Here is a 19010-nt window from a genome sequence, read left to right as displayed (position 1 = left end):
AATGATTAGATTTTCTTTTAAAAAAAATCTTTATAGAACGATTTCGTCTTGATCTTCTTCCTGAAGTATCATATCAAATTCGTTTTTTTGAATTATATAGAAGTTCAGCAAGACTGATAAACCCCGTATATTTAAGGTTTCGTATAGATTTGTTATAGAAAACATTGTATTATATATTTTGTTTATTTTATTAATCAGAACGACAGCCTGTAAACTATTCCCTCCCAATTCAAAGAAATTATCTTCAGTTCCTACTATCTCAGGCTCGAGTTTCAGAACTTCAGCCCAAATATTTACCAATTCACTTTCTATATCGTTTTTAGGAGCTACATAAGGCACCGTTTTCAAATCGGATACATTAGGATTTGGCAATGCTTTTCTTTCTATTTTTCCGGTTCGTGTCAACGGAAATTCTTCCATGGTTATATAAATCGTCGGAATCATATATTTAGGTAATATTTGTCCTAAAAGCATTTTTATTTTAGTCACATCTAAAACTTCCGTTAACCTTATGTATGCCGTTATATAGTTATTTCCCTGTAATTCTTTAAGCAAAACCACTGCCTCTTTTATAAACTCAATTTGCTCCAGTTGATATTCAATTTCGGATAGTTCTATTCGCAATCCATTGATTTTTACCTGAGAATCTTTTCGTTGCAAAAATTCAATTTCCCCGGTAGGAAGCATCTTTCCTATATCACCAGATTTATAAACCCTGCCTTCTCCTGTTATCGGATCTGTTATAAAGACGTTATCTGTTAATTCCTGCATGTTTAAATACCCTAATGAGAGATAGTCGCTTTTGAAAACAATTTCTCCCGTTTGGTAAACACCTCTCGGTCGATTGTTTTCATCTAATAAGAAGATACCAGTTTCCTTTACTGCTTTACCTAGAGGTATATTGTTTCTGGTTAATTGAGACGTGTGCTTTAAGAATTTTTGACTTACAATAGTAGATTCTGTTGGTCCATAATCGTTTACTAAAAAAGCACCTTCAATGAAATGTTTTTTAAATAAATCCAAATCTGACTTATGACATGATTCTCCTCCTAAATCAATTAATCTTACTGTAGGTAACACTAGACCTTCTTCCAGTCCTTTTAAAAAATTCCTGTAGATTGTTGGCACCATATGTATAATTGAAATATTTTGAACGAGCAGCCATTCTGAAAGTTGGTCAAGCCCGTTTTCAACTATATCATAGAAACTAACTTTAGCGCCGTTTAAAATAGCTCCATAAATATCTTTTACGGAAGCATCAAAAGTATAGGTAGAAAAAACACTTAAATTATCATTTTCTGCAATGTGAATATTATTAGTATATACTCTTATAAAATGGAGTACATTTTTTTGATTTTGTAAAACCCCTTTTGGCATTCCTGTAGATCCGGAAGTATATAAAACATAAGCTTCTGCTCCAGCATTTAAACTATTCTCCGGGTTTGGAGTTTCAGGAAGATCATAATTTTCAGATAGCTTTATAACTGATAATTGTGGTAATACTTCCTGTAGCTGTAATGCTTTTTCAATTGTTGTAGTATTACATACCAGCTCATTACATCCTGAATCTTCGATGATATACTGAATCCTGCTCAAAGGACTGTTCGCATCTATAGGAACATATCCGTATCCTGCTTTAAGTACACCCAGCATTCCTATTACACAAGTTTCATTGTGGTTTAAAAGCAGTGCTATTCGTTTCGTTTCCGGATTCGCTTTTTCGTTAATTTGTTGGGCTAAATGGTTGGCGCAATTATTAAGAACTTTGTAAGTAAGTACGGTTTGATTTGATATTACAGCTTCATGATTTGGGAATAACGCTACTTGTTTTTCAAATCGTTGTGCTATACTTTGCTGGATTTCATTTTCTTGAAAAAAACTAAAATCATTAACTGGTTTTAAATCATCTTCATGAGAAATAAAATCTTCAAATACTTGTATGGTTTGTATTTGTTTTTCGTCATTTTCAAGTACCTGATCGATAATAGATAAATAAGCATCTATCCAATATTCAATGGTTCCTTTTTTAAAGAGTTCATGATCGTACACGCAGTTTATACTATATCCGTTTGCAAAACTTTTTATGTAACATTCTACATCAAATTTTGGTGTTGCATCCAAGACTTCATGATTTGGACTAAATTCCGTTATTGTGTCCAGTGTTTTTGAATCAAAATCAACCATGTTTAAAAAAACAGGACTTAGTGGAAAACGATTGTCGTTTTGTGGAACATCGATTAATTCTAATAACTGTTCAAATGGAAAATTTTGATGTGTTAAAGCGGCTATAAGCGTTTCATTAACGTTTTGCAACCATGCTTGGAAGGATATATTTTTACTGATTTTGTCACGCAACATCACCGTATTAATAAAACAACCTACCAGATCTTTTACCTGATAATGATTTCGGTTTGCCACAGGAATTCCGACAACAATATCTTCTTCTGAAGTAAGTCTAAACAATAGTATTTTTAGTGTTGCTACAAATACGGCAAATACGCTTATACCATTTTTACCTGATAATTCTTCTATCTTTTTCTTCTTATCTTCAGTAATGTATATTGTATACGAAGAAGAAGCTTGTGCTTTTTTTAATTTTGAAATATAATCTGATGGCAATTGCAGATATGCTAAAGGTCCTGCAAATTGTTCTTTCCAATAATTGACCTGAACTTCTGACAACTGCAATACTTTATTTTGCCATTGTGCATACTCTTTGTATTGTATTGACAATTGTGGCAGTTCTGCCGTTTTTCCGGCTATTAATGCCGTATAAATAGCCATTAAATCTCTGGAAATAATTCTCATAGACCAACCGTCGCCTATACTGTGATGCATGTTAAAATACAATCTGTAAGTTGCGTTTTGTTTTAAAATGGCTATTTTAAATAACGGTTGTGATTCCAGATCAAACTCATGTTCAAAAACCTCTTTTTTAATAGCTTTTTCCGATTCGAAATATGGGATTGATATCTGTAAATTCGATAGTACTTTTTGTTTCGGAATACCTGCTTCTTCAGCAAATATGCTTCTTAAAATCTCATGTCGCTGTAAAAGTGCATTAAACGCAGACTCAAAAGCGGTAACATCCAAATTAGCCGGTAAATCAAACGTACTGTAAATATTAAATTCTCTGGATTTGCCCTGTATTTTATAAAGCAGCCAATATCGCATTTGCGAAGGCGATAAATCATAATATTCCTGAGAAGCTAATTTTTCAATCTCATATACTTCCTCTGCTGAATCATTTAAAAGCAACGCATGGCTTTTGAGGCTTGTATTGGTATAAAGTGTCTTAAGATCGAGTGCTATTTTAAATGTTTTCTGATATTCGTTTAATAATTTAGTCAATAACAAACTATGTCCGCCAAGTTCAAAAAAATCATCGGTAACACCTATTGTCTGATGTCCTAAAAGGTCTTGCCAGATTTCGGCAATTTTTGTTTCCGCTTCGTTTTCTGGAGCCACATATTCTTTTTTCAGTATATCATCTTCAGAAATTGTTGGCAGTTTTGAAAGATCTACTTTACCGTTTGCATTCAATGGTAATGTTTCCAGCGCGATGTAATAACTGGGCACCATATAATCTGACAACCTCTCTTTTAAGTAATCTCTAAGTGATTTTTTTTCTATAGATACCGCCGCAGTGTAATAGGCTATGATGGCCAGCTCTTTGTTTATTTCTTTTACTAACACCAAGGCGTTAGATATTGTAGGCTCATACTCCCTAATAGCATGCTCTATTTCTCCCAATTCAACCCTATTGCCTCGTATTTTTACCTGATTATCTTTTCTCCCTATGAATTCAAGATTCCCATCAGGCAACCATCGGGCTAAATCCCCAGTTTTATATAGTTTTCCTTCTACTGTAAATGGGTTTTGAATAAATTTCTCTGCCGTAAGTTCCGGTTGATGCAAATAGCCTTTTGAAAGTCCTATTCCCGAAATACACAATTCTCCAATAACTCCAATCGGTTGTAATTTTAAGTTTTCAGAGAGGATGTAAACTTTGGCATTAGTTATTGGTTTTCCAATGGATACCTTTTCTTTTAAAGCTTCTTTACAATCATAATAAGTCGTTACAACTGTATTTTCCGTTGGACCATAGTTATTGTATACCTGCAAGGAAGTATTTATCGAATAATTTAAACGCTCTCCCCCAGTAAGTATTGTAGTGGATAATTCTAAGCTGTCATCTGCCATTATATCCTGACAGATTTTTGAAGGCAAGTACGCATGGGTAATCTCATTTTCTTGCAAAAAGGACACTAACATTTGTGTTTCCAGGCGTATTTCTTCTTTTTGGATGGGATAAAGTGTTGCTCCTGATATCAGATAAGGATATATTTCCCAAACTGACGCATCAAATGCAACCCCAGAAAACAAAGTCCCTTTACTGGTTTCATTAACGCCATAGGTTTCTTTATGCCAAAAACACAAGTTTGCCAAACTTTTATGCGTAATCATAACACCTTTTGGTTTTCCTGTAGATCCAGAGGTATAAATTACGTAAGCCAAGTCCATACTTTCGTTTTTTATTTTAGGTTGAATAGAAGATAACTGTTCTTGACAATAAAAGTCATCCAAAAAAGTATCGTCTATTACTACCTTGGCTGCAACTTCATCCAAGATATCCTTAATCCTTTTTTCAGGATAGTTCGAATCTATTGGTACATAGGCAGCTCCCGTTTTTAAAACTCCCAGTAACGATATCAGTAGGCGTTCTCCTCTCCCCAATTTAACAACTACCAAATCATACTTAGCGATCTTATAATTTTGAATAAGATAATTCGCCAATCTATTGGATAATTCATCTAATTCTGTATAACTTAAAGCCTCATCATTTGCTATTACAGCCTTATTTTGAGGTGTCTTCGCTACTTGTTCCAAAAACAAATCTATTATTGTTTTTTCAGTATCAAAATCTACACTAGTATTGTTAAATGTATGTAATAAGGTTTCTTTTTCACTTTCGGAAACTAAATCTATTTCTTCCAGAAGTATTTCAGGTTTTGTGACTACCTGATAGAAGAGATTCTCTAGATGCTTAATTATTCCCTGAATAAAATCGGAGGTATAAAGATCTGAATTGTAAAGAATTTCTAAGTGAAGTGCTTCTTTTTCTGTAAAAGTAAAAACAATATCAAACGGAGCTACATTTCTCTCTATTTCAAATTCTTCTATAGCAATATCAGAAGAAAATTTATTTTTAAAGTTTGATACCTGATACTGATTCTGCAAAACAACCATAATATCAAACAAAGGTGATCTTGAAGTATCTCTGGAAATTTTTAATTGTTCTACTAAAGCATCAAATGGAAAATTCTGATGCTCATAAGCTTCTAAAAGTTGTTTACCTTCTCTTTGAAGTAATCTCGAAAATCCTTCTTTTGGGTTTATTAATGTTCGTATTGCAAGCGTGTTTATATACAAACCTATCTGATGTTCCAAATCCGGATGCTCTCGTCCGGCTATTGGAGTTCCTATAACAATATCGTTCTGGTTGCTATATCTTGATAACAATGTTTTTACTCCTGTTATCAACACCGCAAATAGTGTTACCTGAGAACTTTTAGAAAGGTTTTTTAATTCGGTAAGTAATTCTGTTGCGAAAGTACAACGAAACTGACTTCCGGTATATGTTTTTACAACTGGACGGTTAGTATAGCCTGGTAATTGAAGCACTGGTATTGTTTCTTCAAATTGTTTGAGCCAAAATTGTTTTGCAATTTGATATCGTTCTTTTTTCTGCTCTTCGAATTGCCATATTGCATAATCTTTAAATTGAACAGAATTTTCGGACCAAGTGATTGTTTCTCCTGTTTGTAAAGCATCATAACATTCTAAAACCTGAGAAGTCATTACTTTTAGAGACCATCCGTCACTTATAAGGTGATGAATTGATAAATAGAAGACAAAAGCATCATCAGATGTTTTTAACAATAAAGCTCTAAATAAAGGCGCTTCAGTAAGATTATAAGTCAGTTTGTCTTTTTCTGCAATATAATCTTGTACATGATGATAAGGTGATTTCTCAGGAGAAAAATCTTTGGTTTCTATCGCAAAATGAAATTCGTTATTTGGAACAATAAATTGCTCCACAACGCCGTTTTCATCTTTCTTAAAGAAGGTTCTCAGAATTTCGTGACGTTCAACAATCTGATTGAATGCTTTAGTAAAGTTAACGACATCAACATTTCCTTTTAGTGTTACCGCTCCTGAAATCTGATAAGCTTCATTTCCGCCTTCCAATTGGCTTAATAACCACAATCGGTTTTGTGAATGTGTCAATGGATATGATTCTGAATAAGGAGCCAAAGGGATTGCTAAATATTCCTGATTCTTCAATACTTTTCTTAAATCACTGAGAGTAGGATTGGTATAAAATACTTTATACGGAACACTCTTATGAAGTTTTTTGTAGATGGCATTAATGATTTGCGAAATCATTAGACTATGGCCTCCCAATTCAAAGAAATGATCGTTCATACCTATGGGCGAAATTTCCAAGGTTTGTTCCCAAATTTGAACCAATACTTTTTCTACAGCATCGACAGCTGCTACATATTCTTTTTTAACAATAGTAGTATCTGCTATTTCAGGAAGGGCATTCTTGTTTACTTTTCCGTTAGGAGTTAGTGGAACCTCCTCTACTTTTATGAAGTATGAGGGAATCATGTAAGCTGGGAGCTGTTTTTCTAAGTAAGCTCTTAAATGTGTTTTATCTACGGTGGTGTTTTCAATATAATACCCCACTAAAGCATCTTTGCCCTTATTCTTTTTAACGGCAACAACTGCTTGTAGTATGTTTTCAGAAAACGAAAACATAACATTTTCTATTTCTCCAAGTTCAATGCGATAGCCTCTGAGTTTTATTTGATGGTCTTTTCTCCCTAAAAAGGCAAGATTTCCATCAGGCATCCATTTTGCCAAATCACCTGTATCATACATCTTTTCACCTTCTTCAAAAGGATTTTCTATAAACTTTGCTAAGGTTAGTTCAGGCTGATTGAGATAACCTTTGGCAATTCCATCTCCCGAAAGATATAATTTCCCCATAATACCCACTGGCACTAATTGCAACTCTTCATCTAAAATATAAGCTTGTGTATTGGTAATAGGTTTACCAATAGGAATGGTCTGATATATCTTTTCTGAAGACAACTGGTAACAGGTACTATAAGTTGTATCTTCTGATGGACCGTATAAGTTTCTGATTTCGGCATTGGTTTGTAACAGCTTTTTAGCTATATCTACCGGAAAGGGCTCTCCTGCAAGATTAATTACAGTAACGTTTTCAAGAGAAAAACCTTCCTCTAAAATATTTCGAATACTCGAAGGAACTGTATTCAATAAAATCTTATGATCTTTGGCTAATTCTGTCCCAATCTCTAAAGCATTATTTAATATTTTTATTTTTTTTCCAATAGAAAGCGGATAAAACATCTCATATACAGAGAGATCAAAACAATGTGATGTAGCAACATAAACAATATCAAAACTTTCCGTATTGAATTCCTCTTGTGCCCAATGAATTAAAGCTACGGCATTTTGATGCGTTATCATCACGCCTTTAGGATTACCTGTAGTACCCGAAGTGTAGATAATATAAGCCAGATCACCTGATTTTCTGTTTGATGATGGATTTTCTTTAGAGTATTTAACTTGGTTTTCCTGAAAATCACTGTATACTGCAACATCAATAACCAGCTTGGACTTAATGTCTATTTCTATGTAGGCAATTCTTTCTTCTGGATAATTAACATCTATTGGAACATAAGTAGCTCCCGCCTTTAAAACAGCCAATATAGCTATAAGCAGTTTTTCGCTTCTTTCCATTTTAACCCCAACAAAATCACCTTCGGAAATGCCATGCTCTTTAATAAAATAATGGGAAAGCTGGTTTGCCTGTTCATTAAGTGATTCATAAGTCAGTGACGTTTCCTTACAGACAACAGCAATATTTTGAGGTGTTTTATTTGCTTGTCTTTCTACAATTCCAGCTAGCGTTATAGTGCAGTCGTATTCGCATTTCGCACCATTCAACGTATGCAATAGGACTCTTTCTTCCTCTTTGGAAATTAAAGGAATCTTAGATGCCGATACATTAATATTTTCTTCTAATTCTTCAAGCCAGCTTTTAAAATTCTTTAAAAAATGTAGGGCAATATTACTTTCTGCAAATTTCTCAGAATAATGTAATGAAATCCTTAAATCTTTATTTTTAAGCCTTTCAATATGAAATGACAATCCGTAGTACGATTCATGAGGTCCATTATCCACTCCATAATTAAACTGAAAAGGAATATAATTTACACTGGATATTTGTTCAATAAGACGGTCTTCAAAATAATTAGCATATTTATATACCTCTTGAACTTCTTTTTTAGCTTCTTGGATAAACTCCTTTATTGTTTTTTGACCAATCGATTGAAACTCATAACACAACAGCACTTGTTGAGAAGACGAAAATGATTTTGAAGACATAACATTACAATCTTCAAAATACCGCTGAAGCAGCATATTATAAAGTGCAATTAAAACAGTAAATTCTGCAACGGTATTTTCCGCTGTCAATTTGTAGAAGTAAGAAAGTTCACGGGCATCAACTATAATAAAATCTATAGAAGAACTTCCTGAAAAACCTTCTATAGAATGAACAATCCTACTGTTTTTTTTATACCAATAATCTTTAGCTATTTTGTCGTTGATGTGATTCATTTTATTGTAATTATTTTATACCATTAGTTTATTAAACAAGCACCTAGACGAGATAGTCGCGGTTATGTTTTGTTGCAAAGATTCTATATGAGCAATGATTTCATATTCATTATATACTTTTACAACTTTGCAATTCAAGCCGCAAAGCGATTAAAGCACAATAGATTTTGTGCTAAAATAGCAGTAACATTCATCTAAAAATTACGGGCTTTTGATATAAAAATTACGGACTTTTCCGCACAAGAAACAAACCATTAATAATGTACTGAATAAATACACGGATTATTATTTTAAAACATTTTCTTCCTTTAAAACCCATAAAAAAGAACATCACTAAGTCTTGTTAAATAAATACATATGTTTATGCCGTTTCGACTCAGATATCTTTCGAGAGCTGAGGTAAGGTCTTTTGGATTTTAATAAGTTTGGATCAAATACTAAAACACATATGCAGTTACAACTCCCCTCCTATGATGTATTAAGGCAGGATCATATAATGTGAATTTATTTGTGCTTTTTTTTGGGATCTAAATCGAATGGATTGAAAAATTATATTAGTCACAAAAAATGGCAACAAAATTATTTTTTCAAGAGTTGGATATTCCGGATCTAACTGGAAAATCGAGTAAAAGTTTAATTGGAAAATTAGGAAATAAAACATGCATCGAAAATACTATTTCAAAAAAATTACATGAGATTGGAAAATGTATTTGAAAGATCGATTTGAACTTTATAAAAATATAAAGAAATACTAATGAAGCGTAAAATATTGTCAATCCTCTGTAAACGCATCTTCAATCTATCCATTTTTGAATAGTTTATTTAGGTTGGTGTCTGAAAATAAAATATAACTTCAATTTTTGTTCCTTCTCCAATTTTTGATTCGATATTCAATTGACCTTTTAAAGAATTCGCCCTTTCTTTCATATTGTTTAATCCAATGCCCCTTTTTTTATTTTTAATATCAAATCCTTCCCCGTTATCACTAATGCTTAGTTTCAAAAGATTATCATTCTTCTTCTGAATTCTTATTTCACAATTTTTTGCATTTGAATATTTATTAATATTTAAAATAGCCTCTTGAATTATGCGATATACATTTATCTTATATATATTTTGAATAGTTGCCCATTCAAACATTTCATCATTTAAATATGTAAACTGAGTACTACTTATATCTTTTTGATTTTCAATTAAACTTGATAACAACACATTAAAATCATTGCCGTCAAAAAAAGAACTTCGATTTAAGTCATGTGATATAGTTCTTATCTCATTCTCAATATTTTGTAATTCAAAAATATATTCTTTCCTTTTCTCAATTATTTTTGCGCCAATTTTAGAATTGAAAAAACCTAAATTCATTCGAACACCATAAATTTTATTCATTACGCCATCATGCAATTCTTTTGCTATTTTAGTTTTCTCGCTCTCCTTTGCAATATCAATTTTTTTATGTTGCTCAGTCAACAGTTGGTATATTTCTTCATTAGCTTTTTGCTGTTGCTGCAAAAACTGTAACTCTTTATTTTTATACTTTAAATATCTTAAAACAATAATTAGTACTAGTAATAAAATTAGTCCAAATGAAATAATTAAAATATAAAAGTTATTATTGGTCAAAACTTTATTTTCATCCTCTATCTTAGACGTTTCATATTCAATTCTTGCATACTTATTATGAGTATTTTTTTGAACTTTATTAGTACTGTCACTTACTTTAATATATTCATTTGCATAAAAAAACTTGTTCTTTTTATCAACTTTGGAGAGTAATTTTAATGAAGTTAAAATTTCATTACCGTTCTTAATTTTAATTGCTAATTGATTCGCTTGTTTTAAACTTTGAATTGATTTTATTGTATCCTTCTGAGTCAAAAAATATTCCCCAATATGTATCTTTTTGTATAAAATATCAGTCTCTATTCCAATACTATCAACAATTTTCAAGGATTCAAAAAACATTGATTGAACATTTTTGTAGTCTCCATTTTTCATCTTGGAATAAGCCAAATTACTTAAGACATTGGCATATAATCTAGGCCATTTTTTTTTTAAATCTTCTGATAATAAACCTCGTAAATCTTTTATAGACTTCGAAAACTCTCCTTTTAAATCATATAAATTACAAATATTAATAATAGAAGTTACATTGTAATTATTTATTTCATCTTTATCATTATCATTAATTTTCATTTTTTCAATTTCACTCAATGCTAATTTGTGATACAGTAATGCTTCATCATAATTAGCCAATTTCTCTAAACAAATACCCATTAAATTATTACAAGTATAAATCAAATAATAATTTTTAGATTTTTTTAAATACTGTAATGCTTTAGAAACTTCAACTTCACATTCTATATAATTCCCCTCATAAAACAAAACATAGGCTTTATTGAATAGCATTCGGCCAACATTGTCATAGTCATGAATTTTTGCGTATACTTTTTGAGCCTGCAGATAATAAAAGTAAGCACTATCTTTTTTTGAATTTTCATAAGAATCACCCACGTAATATAATGACTTCGCCATTCTAATACTATCATTTGATTGTTTTGATAATTGCAAAGATTGCAAACTAATATTTAAAGATTTTTTAGAATTATTGATGTAATAATACTCCGAAGCTACCTTTAAATATAAATCCCTGATAATGGAATCATTTTCTTTAGATTTTAATAAATTAACTATTGAATCTAAATATTTCTCTTTTTTATTTACCGATAAATCATTAATATGACTCTTATCAAATAAAACGGTTACGTTTTTTTTACAGGAAAAAAGAAAAAACAGTAGAAAGAAGCCAACAATTTTAGTAGGAGTAATCAAAATGTAATTATTATTTTATAATTTCAAATATAGTATTTTGAAACAAAGAAGACTATGTAATTACAAATAATTCACATAGCCTATCTTTAAATAATTAAGGTATCAACAGTTAGCCTTTCGGTGGTTTTGGAATACTTGGATCTCCTTCAATAGTGTTTACTTCAATACTAAAAATTACTTTAGTTGAATCAATTGTTTTTTCTTTTAATTCATTTTTCAAACCAGCCTGAGGTGTAATTTTAAAATTATTGTTTTTAACTTCTGGCATTTCAAAATCATTATCATTTGAACATGAGTAAGTTAATAAAGAAATAGAAACAAGTCCTGCAATATATAATTTGCTTTTCATAAAAAATTAATTTAGTTTAATTTTATTTAGTGCAAAAAAACAGTTATGATTTGTTTCAATTGTACGGTATATCCGTAATATTTAATTAGTTTTGTGTGAAATTGGATAAAAATGAATACCTGCCTTAATATTTTGATAGTCGATGATCACCCAATGACAGTTGATAGTTATATTAACCTGCTATCTGATACCGATTTTCAAAAAAACGACCCGACTTTTATAAAGAGCTATAATTGTGAAGATGCTTACAACAAAATAAATTTTCAACTAAAACAAAATATAAAAATTGATTTTGCTTTATTAGATATTAGTCTTCCTCCTTATATAGACTTTAATATTAATAATGGCATTGATTTGGCTATACTCATTAGAGAAAAATTCGCAAATTGTAAAATAGTTCTTCTTACAATGCATAGTGAACCCTTAATTGTAGATAAAATCATTAAACAAATAAAACCTGAAGGATTCATTTCAAAAAGTGACATTAACTTTGAATTATTCCCGATCATTTGTAAAAAAATTATTGAAGGAGATATATTCCGAAGTAATACAATAATAGAATCTCAAAGAGCATTATTTAAAAAAAATACAAATTGGGATAATCATGACAATCAAATTTTAATCTTAATTTCTCAAGGAGTTAAAACTGTTAATCTTCCAAATTACATTCCGCTTTCTATGAGTGCTATAGAAAAAAGAAAAGCAAACATAAAAGATCAGCTTTTAAAAGGAAAAGGCAGTGATAAAGATCTAATTGGTAAAGCTAAAAAATTAGGATTATTATAAATTATAAAAAAGCTGTGTTCAACTCATAAGTGCAACAAACTTATTCTTTAGAGTTTCAATAGGATTAAGGTAATTGAATTTTCTAATGGGTCTGTTATTAATTGATAATTCTACTTGTTTAATTTTTTCATTAGTTACAATTCGTAAACCAGTTTTCTTTGGAAAAAATCTTCTAATTACACCAATTCTATTTTCTACAGTTCTTTTTTCTTGCGAAGTATATGGTGTTGTAAAATAGGTTTTTAGCTTAAATTTATTGGCAATTTCAGTACGTCCAGCAAACTCTTTTCCGTTGTCAAAAGTGATTGTTTTGACGTAGCTGGAGTTAAATCTGGAAAGCCTTTCAATTATTTTCTGTGTGACTTCTAATGATGTTTTTCCCTGCAACTTATCTATCATGGTAATTAATGTAGTTCTATCTGTAAGGACTAGCAATGCTGATTTATGGTCTTTTCCCATCATTAAATCGGCTTCTAAATCTCCGATTCTTTTTCTTTGTTCAATAACAGCTGGCCTCTCACTTATATGTTTACGATTCAGAATTGCTCCTCGAGTGTCTTTTATATTCCCTCTTTTTTGTCTCCTTTTACCATGTTTCAATTCTTGGTAAAGTGTCTTAAAAGGTTTATTCTCTATCCTGTTGGTGTGCTTAGATTCCCATATCCATTTGTAAATTGTTTCATGACTAACTATTGCTTTGCCTTCTAATTTCCAACGTTCTGAAATTAACTCCGGACTCCATTTGTCCAAGGTCATTTTATCGAAGATAGCTTGCTTCAAATCAGGTGTTAATAAAACTATTTTATACTTTTCTTTATGACGATTACTTGTTTTTCGCTGTGCGTTTAAAGCACAGTATTCTCCAGAACCTCTTCCTCTTTTTGGTATAGATCGTTTCAGTTCTCTACCAATAGTACTGCGATGAACACCTAACTGATCTGCAATTTTCGTTTGATTAAAACCAGCTTGTATAAGAGCTTCGATTTGGTATCTTTGTTCTACGGTTAATTGTTTATATTTTTTCATGCAAGACAAATTTAGGCTTTTGACCTTAAACACTTGGGGGATAACTCCAAGTGTTTTTAATTTATCTGTTGCACTTATAACTTGAACTTACATAAGAAAAAAAAGCTTAACAAATCATTTTTTTTGGCTTTTGACTTAATATTTAAAATCATAATTTCAAGCTCTCAAAAAAAGTTAATATCGGAATTAGGTGTTCGATTGTGATCCCGCTCAGTCCACAAAAAACCCTGTAATCATTTGATTTACAAGGTTTTTTTTATGCCTAAATCCCAATACAACCAAAGCTTGACGAGGGGTTAGATTGCAAAAAATAAATTTTACAAAAACAAACATAAATACTTCATATTAAAATAGTTACATACTAAAAAATGATTATGGTCACAGTGAAAGTCGAACAGTTTTTATTGAATTATAAGGTTAAAATCATACAAATACAACTTACCCTAAATAAAAACCACTCCTCTCATAAATTCTAAATTATATTTTAATGGCTCCTTTTTAGATTCCGAAAAAAAGACCTTTAAGATGATAGCGGGATCAAAACCAAATTTAAATCTGTTCTTATAAAATAAAAAAACAGTAGTAAACTTGTGCTCACTACTGTCTAAAAATGTTTTTTATATTTAATTCGTAACGTACGATTTTTTAGAAACTCAAATTAATTTATTTCCAACCGCCACCTAAATCCTTGTAAATATGAACTACTGCGTTGAGTTGCTCTTTTTTGGTCTCTAAGAGTTCGAGTTTGGATTCCAAAGCATCGCGCTGAGTCATCAAAACTTCAAAATAATCCACTCTGGCGGACTTGAATAAATCACCTGCTACCGCAATCGAACGATTCAAAGCATCTACTTGCTGCGCTTTCAGTTGATACTTTTTTTCCAAATTATTAATTTTAGAAAGCTGACTGGAAACCTCGAGATACGCTTTAAGAATCGTACGCTCATAGTTATACAATGCCTGAATTTGTCTGGCATTCGCAGAACTATACTCCGCTTTTATTGCATTCCGGTTAATCAACGGTGCTGCAAAATCTCCCGCTAATGAATACAATAACGATTCTGGAAATGTAAACAAGTAAGTAGCTTTAAAAGCATTAACCCCAACCATTGCTTTAATATCTAATGAAGGATAAAACTCAGCACGCGCTACTTTTACATCTAATTTTGCTCCCTCCAATTCCATTTCGGCTTGTTTAATATCAGGGCGATTCGCTAATAATTGAGAGGGAATTCCGGTATGAATTACCGAAGGCAACCTACTAGTGAAATTTGTTTTATCTCTCCTTATTTCCTGCGGGTATTGCCCTAACAAGAAATTGATTTTATTCTCCGTTTCTTTTATATTTTGAAGAATCTCAAACTCCATACTTTTCGAAGCCATTACCTCAGCCTGGAATTTTTGAACAGCCAATTCAGTCGATCTAGCCGCTTCTTTCTGAATTTTTACAATTTCCAAAGCGGTGCTTTGCAAGGCAATATTCTGTGTAACAATATCCAATTGGTTATCCAAGGCCAGCAATTCGTAATACGAATCAGCAACCTCAGCGATAAGATTGGTTATTACAAAATTCTTTCCTTCAACGGTTGATAAATATCTACTTACGGCTGCTTTCTTAGAATTCCGTAATTTTTTCCATATGTCTACTTCCCAATTGGCATAAGCGGCTATTTTCAAATCGCCTAATGGTTCCGGCATTTCTAGGCCGGGTCTTATTTCAGTGGAAGCATCTCCGGCACCCTGGCTGGTATATCTGCCCACTTTTTCAACCCCTGCACCTGCGCCGATACCAACTTTTGGCAAGAGAGCTCCTTTACGGACACGAATATCGTTTTTAGCAATTTCAATTTCCTGCAAAGTAATCTGTAATTCCTGATTGTTTTTTAAAGCAATTTCAATCAGGTTTATCAAATTAGGATCTTTAAAATAAGTTCGCCAAGGCGTCCCGGCTATATTGGTAGTATCCGTACTCTTGTCGAAAGATTCTGGAACTGCTTTGGTTTCAACCAAAGGCGCTAACGCTGGAGCACAACTTGCCAACGCCAGACAAATACTTAGCGGGACAATATATTTATAATTCTTTATTTTTTGCATGATTATTATCAAATTCTTCGGTTAATGGATTCTCTTTTTCATTTTTTACCAGTTTGTATTTTTCAGCAATTCTGCCAAAAATATAATAAAGACCAGGGATAACAAATACTCCGCAAATAGTTCCGATCAGCATTCCTCCTGCCGCCGCTGTACCAATAGTTCGGTTACCTATTTTACCGGGACCCGTAGCAAATACCAGTGGAATTAAGCCTGCAATAAACGCAAATGAGGTCATCAAAATAGGACGGAATCTGGCTTTTGCGCCTTCCATTGCTGCTTCAAGCACGGTTCTTCCGGCGGCATGCCTTTGAATTGCAAATTCGACAATCAAAACTGCATTTTTACCCAGTAAACCTATCAGCATCACCATGGCTACCTGTGCGTAAATATTGTTTTCTAAACCTGTTAATTTCAATAAAAGGAAGGCTCCAAAAATACCTGCTGGTAAAGAGAGTATTACTGATAACGGGAGAATGAAACTTTCGTACTGTGCTGCTAAAACAAGATATACAAAACCTAAACAGATTAGGAAAACCCAAACGGCTTGATTTCCTTGTGAAACCTCATCAGCAGAAATACCCGCCCAATCAATACCAAAACCTCGGGGTAATTTTGACTCTGCTACTTCCTGTACAGCTTTAATAGCGGCTCCACTACTGTATCCTGGCGCAGCTGATCCACTAATTTCAGAAGAATTATACATATTATGTCGGGTGATTTCCGATAGTCCATACACTTTTTCCAACTTCATAAAAGCGGAGAAAGGCACCATTTCTTCCCGACTGTTCTTGACATATAATTTCAAAATATCTTCAGGTAGGGCACGATATTCAGGAGCGGCCTGTACAATAACTTTGTAATTAAACCCGTATTTGATAAAACTGATTTCGTAATTACTACCCACCAATGTTGATAAAGTGTTCATGGCGTTTTCAATGGAAACCCCTTTCTGTTGTGCCAAATCATTGTCGACTTTCATCATATACTGGGGGAAACTAGCACTGTAAAAACTAAACACGGATGCTAATTCCGGACGTTTATTCAATTCCTTGACAAAATCATTATTAACGCTTTCCATTTTCTTGTAATCTCCTGACCCTGCTTTATCCAGCAGACGAAGTTCAAAACCTCCTGCGGCTCCATATCCTGGCACCGCTGGCGGTTGGAAAAACTCAATATTGGCACCCGGAATATCTTTGGTTTTCTCTTCTAATTCGGTCATTATTTCCTGTACAGAATGCTTTCGCTCGCTCCATTCTTTAAGATTAATCAAACAAGTTCCCGCATTGGCTCCCGTACCTTCCGTAAGAATTTCATACCCTGCCAAAGCTGATACCGATTGCACACCGTCTATAGTTTCCGCAATTTTCTGCAATTTTTCAGCAATATTATCTGTTCTTTCTAAGGAAGAACCAGGAGGCGTTTGGATGATAGCATAAAACATTCCTTGATCTTCATTAGGAATAAATCCTGAAGGAACAGTACTGCTGATAAACCAAGTTCCCGTGCAAAAACCTATAAGCGCAATAAAAGTGATGGTTCTTCGGCTTACAATGCGACTTAAAACGCTTTGATATTTCTCAGCAGTACTATTAAACGTAGAATTAAAACCATCTAAGAAGCGATTTATTGGCGTTCTTTTTCTAGGTTTGCCATGATTGCTTTTCAACATCATCGCACAAAGTGCCGGCGTAAGCGTTAGTGCCACAATACCCGAAAGAATAATAGCAGTTGCCATTGTAATCGAGAATTGACGATAAAAAATCCCTACGGGTCCAGACATGAATGCCACCGGAACAAATACTGCTGCCATCAAGAAAGTAATCGCTATAATAGCACCCGCTATTTCATGCATTGCTTTTTTAGTAGCTTTTAAAGGTGAGAGATGTTCTTCCTCCATCTTAGCATGAACGGCTTCAATGACTACAATAGCATCATCGACGACTACTCCAATGGCTAATACTAGTGCAAATAAAGTAATAAGATTTAGTGTAATCCCGAATAATTGCATGAACATAAAGGTTCCAATAAGGGAAACAGGAACGGCAATCGCCGGTATAATAGTTGACCTCCAATCGCCCAAGAAAAGAAATACTACTAAACCCACTAAAATAAAGGCTTCGACCAGAGTATGAATTACTTTTTCGATGGAAGCATCCAGAAATTTAGACACATCATAACTGATTTCATAATCCATTCCTTTTGGGAAAGAATTTTTCTTGATTTCAGCTAATTTTAATTTTACATCTTTAATAACCTGACTGGCATTACTTCCGTAAGATTGTTTCAAAACAATTGCAGCAGAAGGTTTTCCGTTTAAGTTTGAATAAATATCATACATAGAACTTCCAAACTCAATATTGGCGACATCTTTTAATCGTAAAATTTCGCCGTCAGGATTCGACCTAAGTACTACATTTCCATATTGTTCTTTACTTGTAAATCGGCCCGAATATTTCAGTACATATTCAAATGCTTGCGATCTTTTACCAGAACTTTCTCCTGTTTTACCTGGTGAAGCTTCTAAACTTTGATCTGCCAACGCTTCCATAATTTCCTCCGCAGAAATTTTATAGGATAACATTCTGTCTGGCTTCAGCCAAATTCTCATCGCATATTCCCGATTACCCAAAACATCAGCAAATCCTACTCCATTTACCCTTTTTAACTCAGAGAGAATATTAATCTCTGCAAAGTTGTACAAAAACTTCTGATCCGTGTTCTTATCTGTACTGTAAAGATTCACATACATCAACATACTCGATTCTTCACGCGTAATTTTCACTCCTTCTCTTACCACTAATGGCGGTAATTTATTGACTACAGAGGCTACACGGTTTTGAACATTTATCGCTGCCTGATTCGGGTCGGTACCCAAATTAAAAATTATTTGAATACTAGCTTCTCCATCATTACCAGCATCTGAAGTCATGTATTTCATTCCGGGAACTCCATTGAGTGCTTTCTCAAGTGGAATGATGACAGCCTTGATCATCAGTTCTCCATTAGATCCTGGATAATCTGCTATCACATTTACCCTTGGTGGCGAAATAGAAGGAAATTGAGTCACCGGCAAATTGGTTAGTGCCAAGACTCCCAAAAAGACAATTATGAGCGATATTACTATCGACAAAACTGGTCTTTGAATAAATTTATTAAACATTATATTTATTTTTTATGGTTAAACCAAATTGAAAATTAT

Annotated in this window: 8 protein-coding genes; 2 read left to right on the top strand and 6 right to left on the bottom strand. The window is 32.8% G+C overall.

Annotated elements, in window-relative coordinates; all coding sequences use genetic code 11:
* Positions 1 to 30: 30 nt before the first annotated feature.
* Positions 31 to 8721, bottom strand: coding sequence for an amino acid adenylation domain-containing protein (locus ACP7AQ_RS05735; RefSeq protein ID WP_426094736.1), 8691 nt, complete (start codon positions 8719 to 8721; stop codon positions 31 to 33).
* 567 nt (positions 8722 to 9288) lie between these two features.
* Between ACP7AQ_RS05735 and ACP7AQ_RS05730 the strand changes: the two genes are divergently transcribed.
* Positions 9289 to 9435, top strand: coding sequence for a hypothetical protein (locus ACP7AQ_RS05730; RefSeq protein WP_426094735.1), 147 nt, complete (start codon positions 9289 to 9291; stop codon positions 9433 to 9435).
* Positions 9436 to 9543: 108 nt separating this feature from the next.
* Here ACP7AQ_RS05730 and ACP7AQ_RS05725 read toward each other — a convergent pair whose 3' ends face one another.
* Positions 9544 to 11553 (bottom strand): tetratricopeptide repeat-containing sensor histidine kinase, encoded by a 2010-nt coding sequence (locus ACP7AQ_RS05725; protein ID WP_426094734.1) that lies wholly within the window; start codon positions 11551 to 11553, stop codon positions 9544 to 9546.
* A gap of 109 nt (positions 11554 to 11662) precedes the next feature.
* Positions 11663 to 11902 carry a hypothetical protein gene (locus ACP7AQ_RS05720; RefSeq protein WP_426094733.1) on the bottom strand — a complete coding sequence of 80 codons (240 nt, stop codon included), beginning with the start codon at positions 11900 to 11902 and terminating at the stop codon, positions 11663 to 11665.
* Between the two features lie 111 nt (positions 11903 to 12013).
* On the opposite strand from ACP7AQ_RS05720, the gene ACP7AQ_RS05715 reads away from it, so the two are divergent.
* Positions 12014 to 12688, top strand: a complete 675-nt coding sequence (locus ACP7AQ_RS05715) for a response regulator (RefSeq protein ID WP_426094732.1) — start codon at positions 12014 to 12016, stop codon at positions 12686 to 12688.
* 18 nt (positions 12689 to 12706) lie between these two features.
* On the opposite strand, the gene ACP7AQ_RS05710 is transcribed toward ACP7AQ_RS05715, so the two are convergent.
* The 3 genes from ACP7AQ_RS05710 to ACP7AQ_RS05700 all read right to left on the bottom strand — a co-directional run bounded on the left by ACP7AQ_RS05710 (position 12707) and on the right by ACP7AQ_RS05700 (position 18971).
* Positions 12707 to 13714, bottom strand: a complete 1008-nt coding sequence (locus ACP7AQ_RS05710) for an IS30 family transposase (protein ID WP_426094731.1) — start codon at positions 13712 to 13714, stop codon at positions 12707 to 12709.
* 663 nt (positions 13715 to 14377) lie between these two features.
* Positions 14378 to 15808 (bottom strand): TolC family protein, encoded by a 1431-nt coding sequence (locus ACP7AQ_RS05705; RefSeq protein ID WP_426094730.1) that lies wholly within the window; start codon positions 15806 to 15808, stop codon positions 14378 to 14380.
* Positions 15786 to 18971, bottom strand: coding sequence for an efflux RND transporter permease subunit (locus ACP7AQ_RS05700; RefSeq protein ID WP_426094729.1), 3186 nt, complete (start codon positions 18969 to 18971; stop codon positions 15786 to 15788). The genes ACP7AQ_RS05705 and ACP7AQ_RS05700 overlap by 23 nt, the downstream gene beginning before the upstream one ends.
* Positions 18972 to 19010 lie beyond the last annotated feature (39 nt).

The sequence above is a fragment of the Flavobacterium sp. DSR2-3-3 genome (assembly GCF_049896585.1).
In the GTDB taxonomy this organism is placed as follows: Bacteria; Bacteroidota; Bacteroidia; order Flavobacteriales; family Flavobacteriaceae; genus Flavobacterium.
The sequence above is the reverse complement of the archived record's forward strand: the minus strand, read 5'-3'. Positions and strand labels throughout refer to the sequence as shown.

Bases quoted from the DNA above. Each gene is read 5' to 3' on its own strand.
- ACP7AQ_RS05710 (WP_426094731.1), bottom strand. From the start codon at position 13,714: ATGAAAAAATATAAACAATTAACCGTAGAACAAAGATACCAAATCGAA.
- ACP7AQ_RS05735 (WP_426094736.1), bottom strand. From the start codon at position 8,721: ATGAATCACATCAACGACAAAATAGCTAAAGATTATTGGTATAAAAAA.
- ACP7AQ_RS05715 (WP_426094732.1), top strand. From the start codon at position 12,014: ATGAATACCTGCCTTAATATTTTGATAGTCGATGATCACCCAATGACA.
- ACP7AQ_RS05720 (WP_426094733.1), bottom strand. From the start codon at position 11,902: ATGAAAAGCAAATTATATATTGCAGGACTTGTTTCTATTTCTTTATTA.
- ACP7AQ_RS05700 (WP_426094729.1), bottom strand. From the start codon at position 18,971: ATGTTTAATAAATTTATTCAAAGACCAGTTTTGTCGATAGTAATATCG.
- ACP7AQ_RS05730 (WP_426094735.1), top strand. From the start codon at position 9,289: ATGGCAACAAAATTATTTTTTCAAGAGTTGGATATTCCGGATCTAACT.
- ACP7AQ_RS05705 (WP_426094730.1), bottom strand. From the start codon at position 15,808: ATGCAAAAAATAAAGAATTATAAATATATTGTCCCGCTAAGTATTTGT.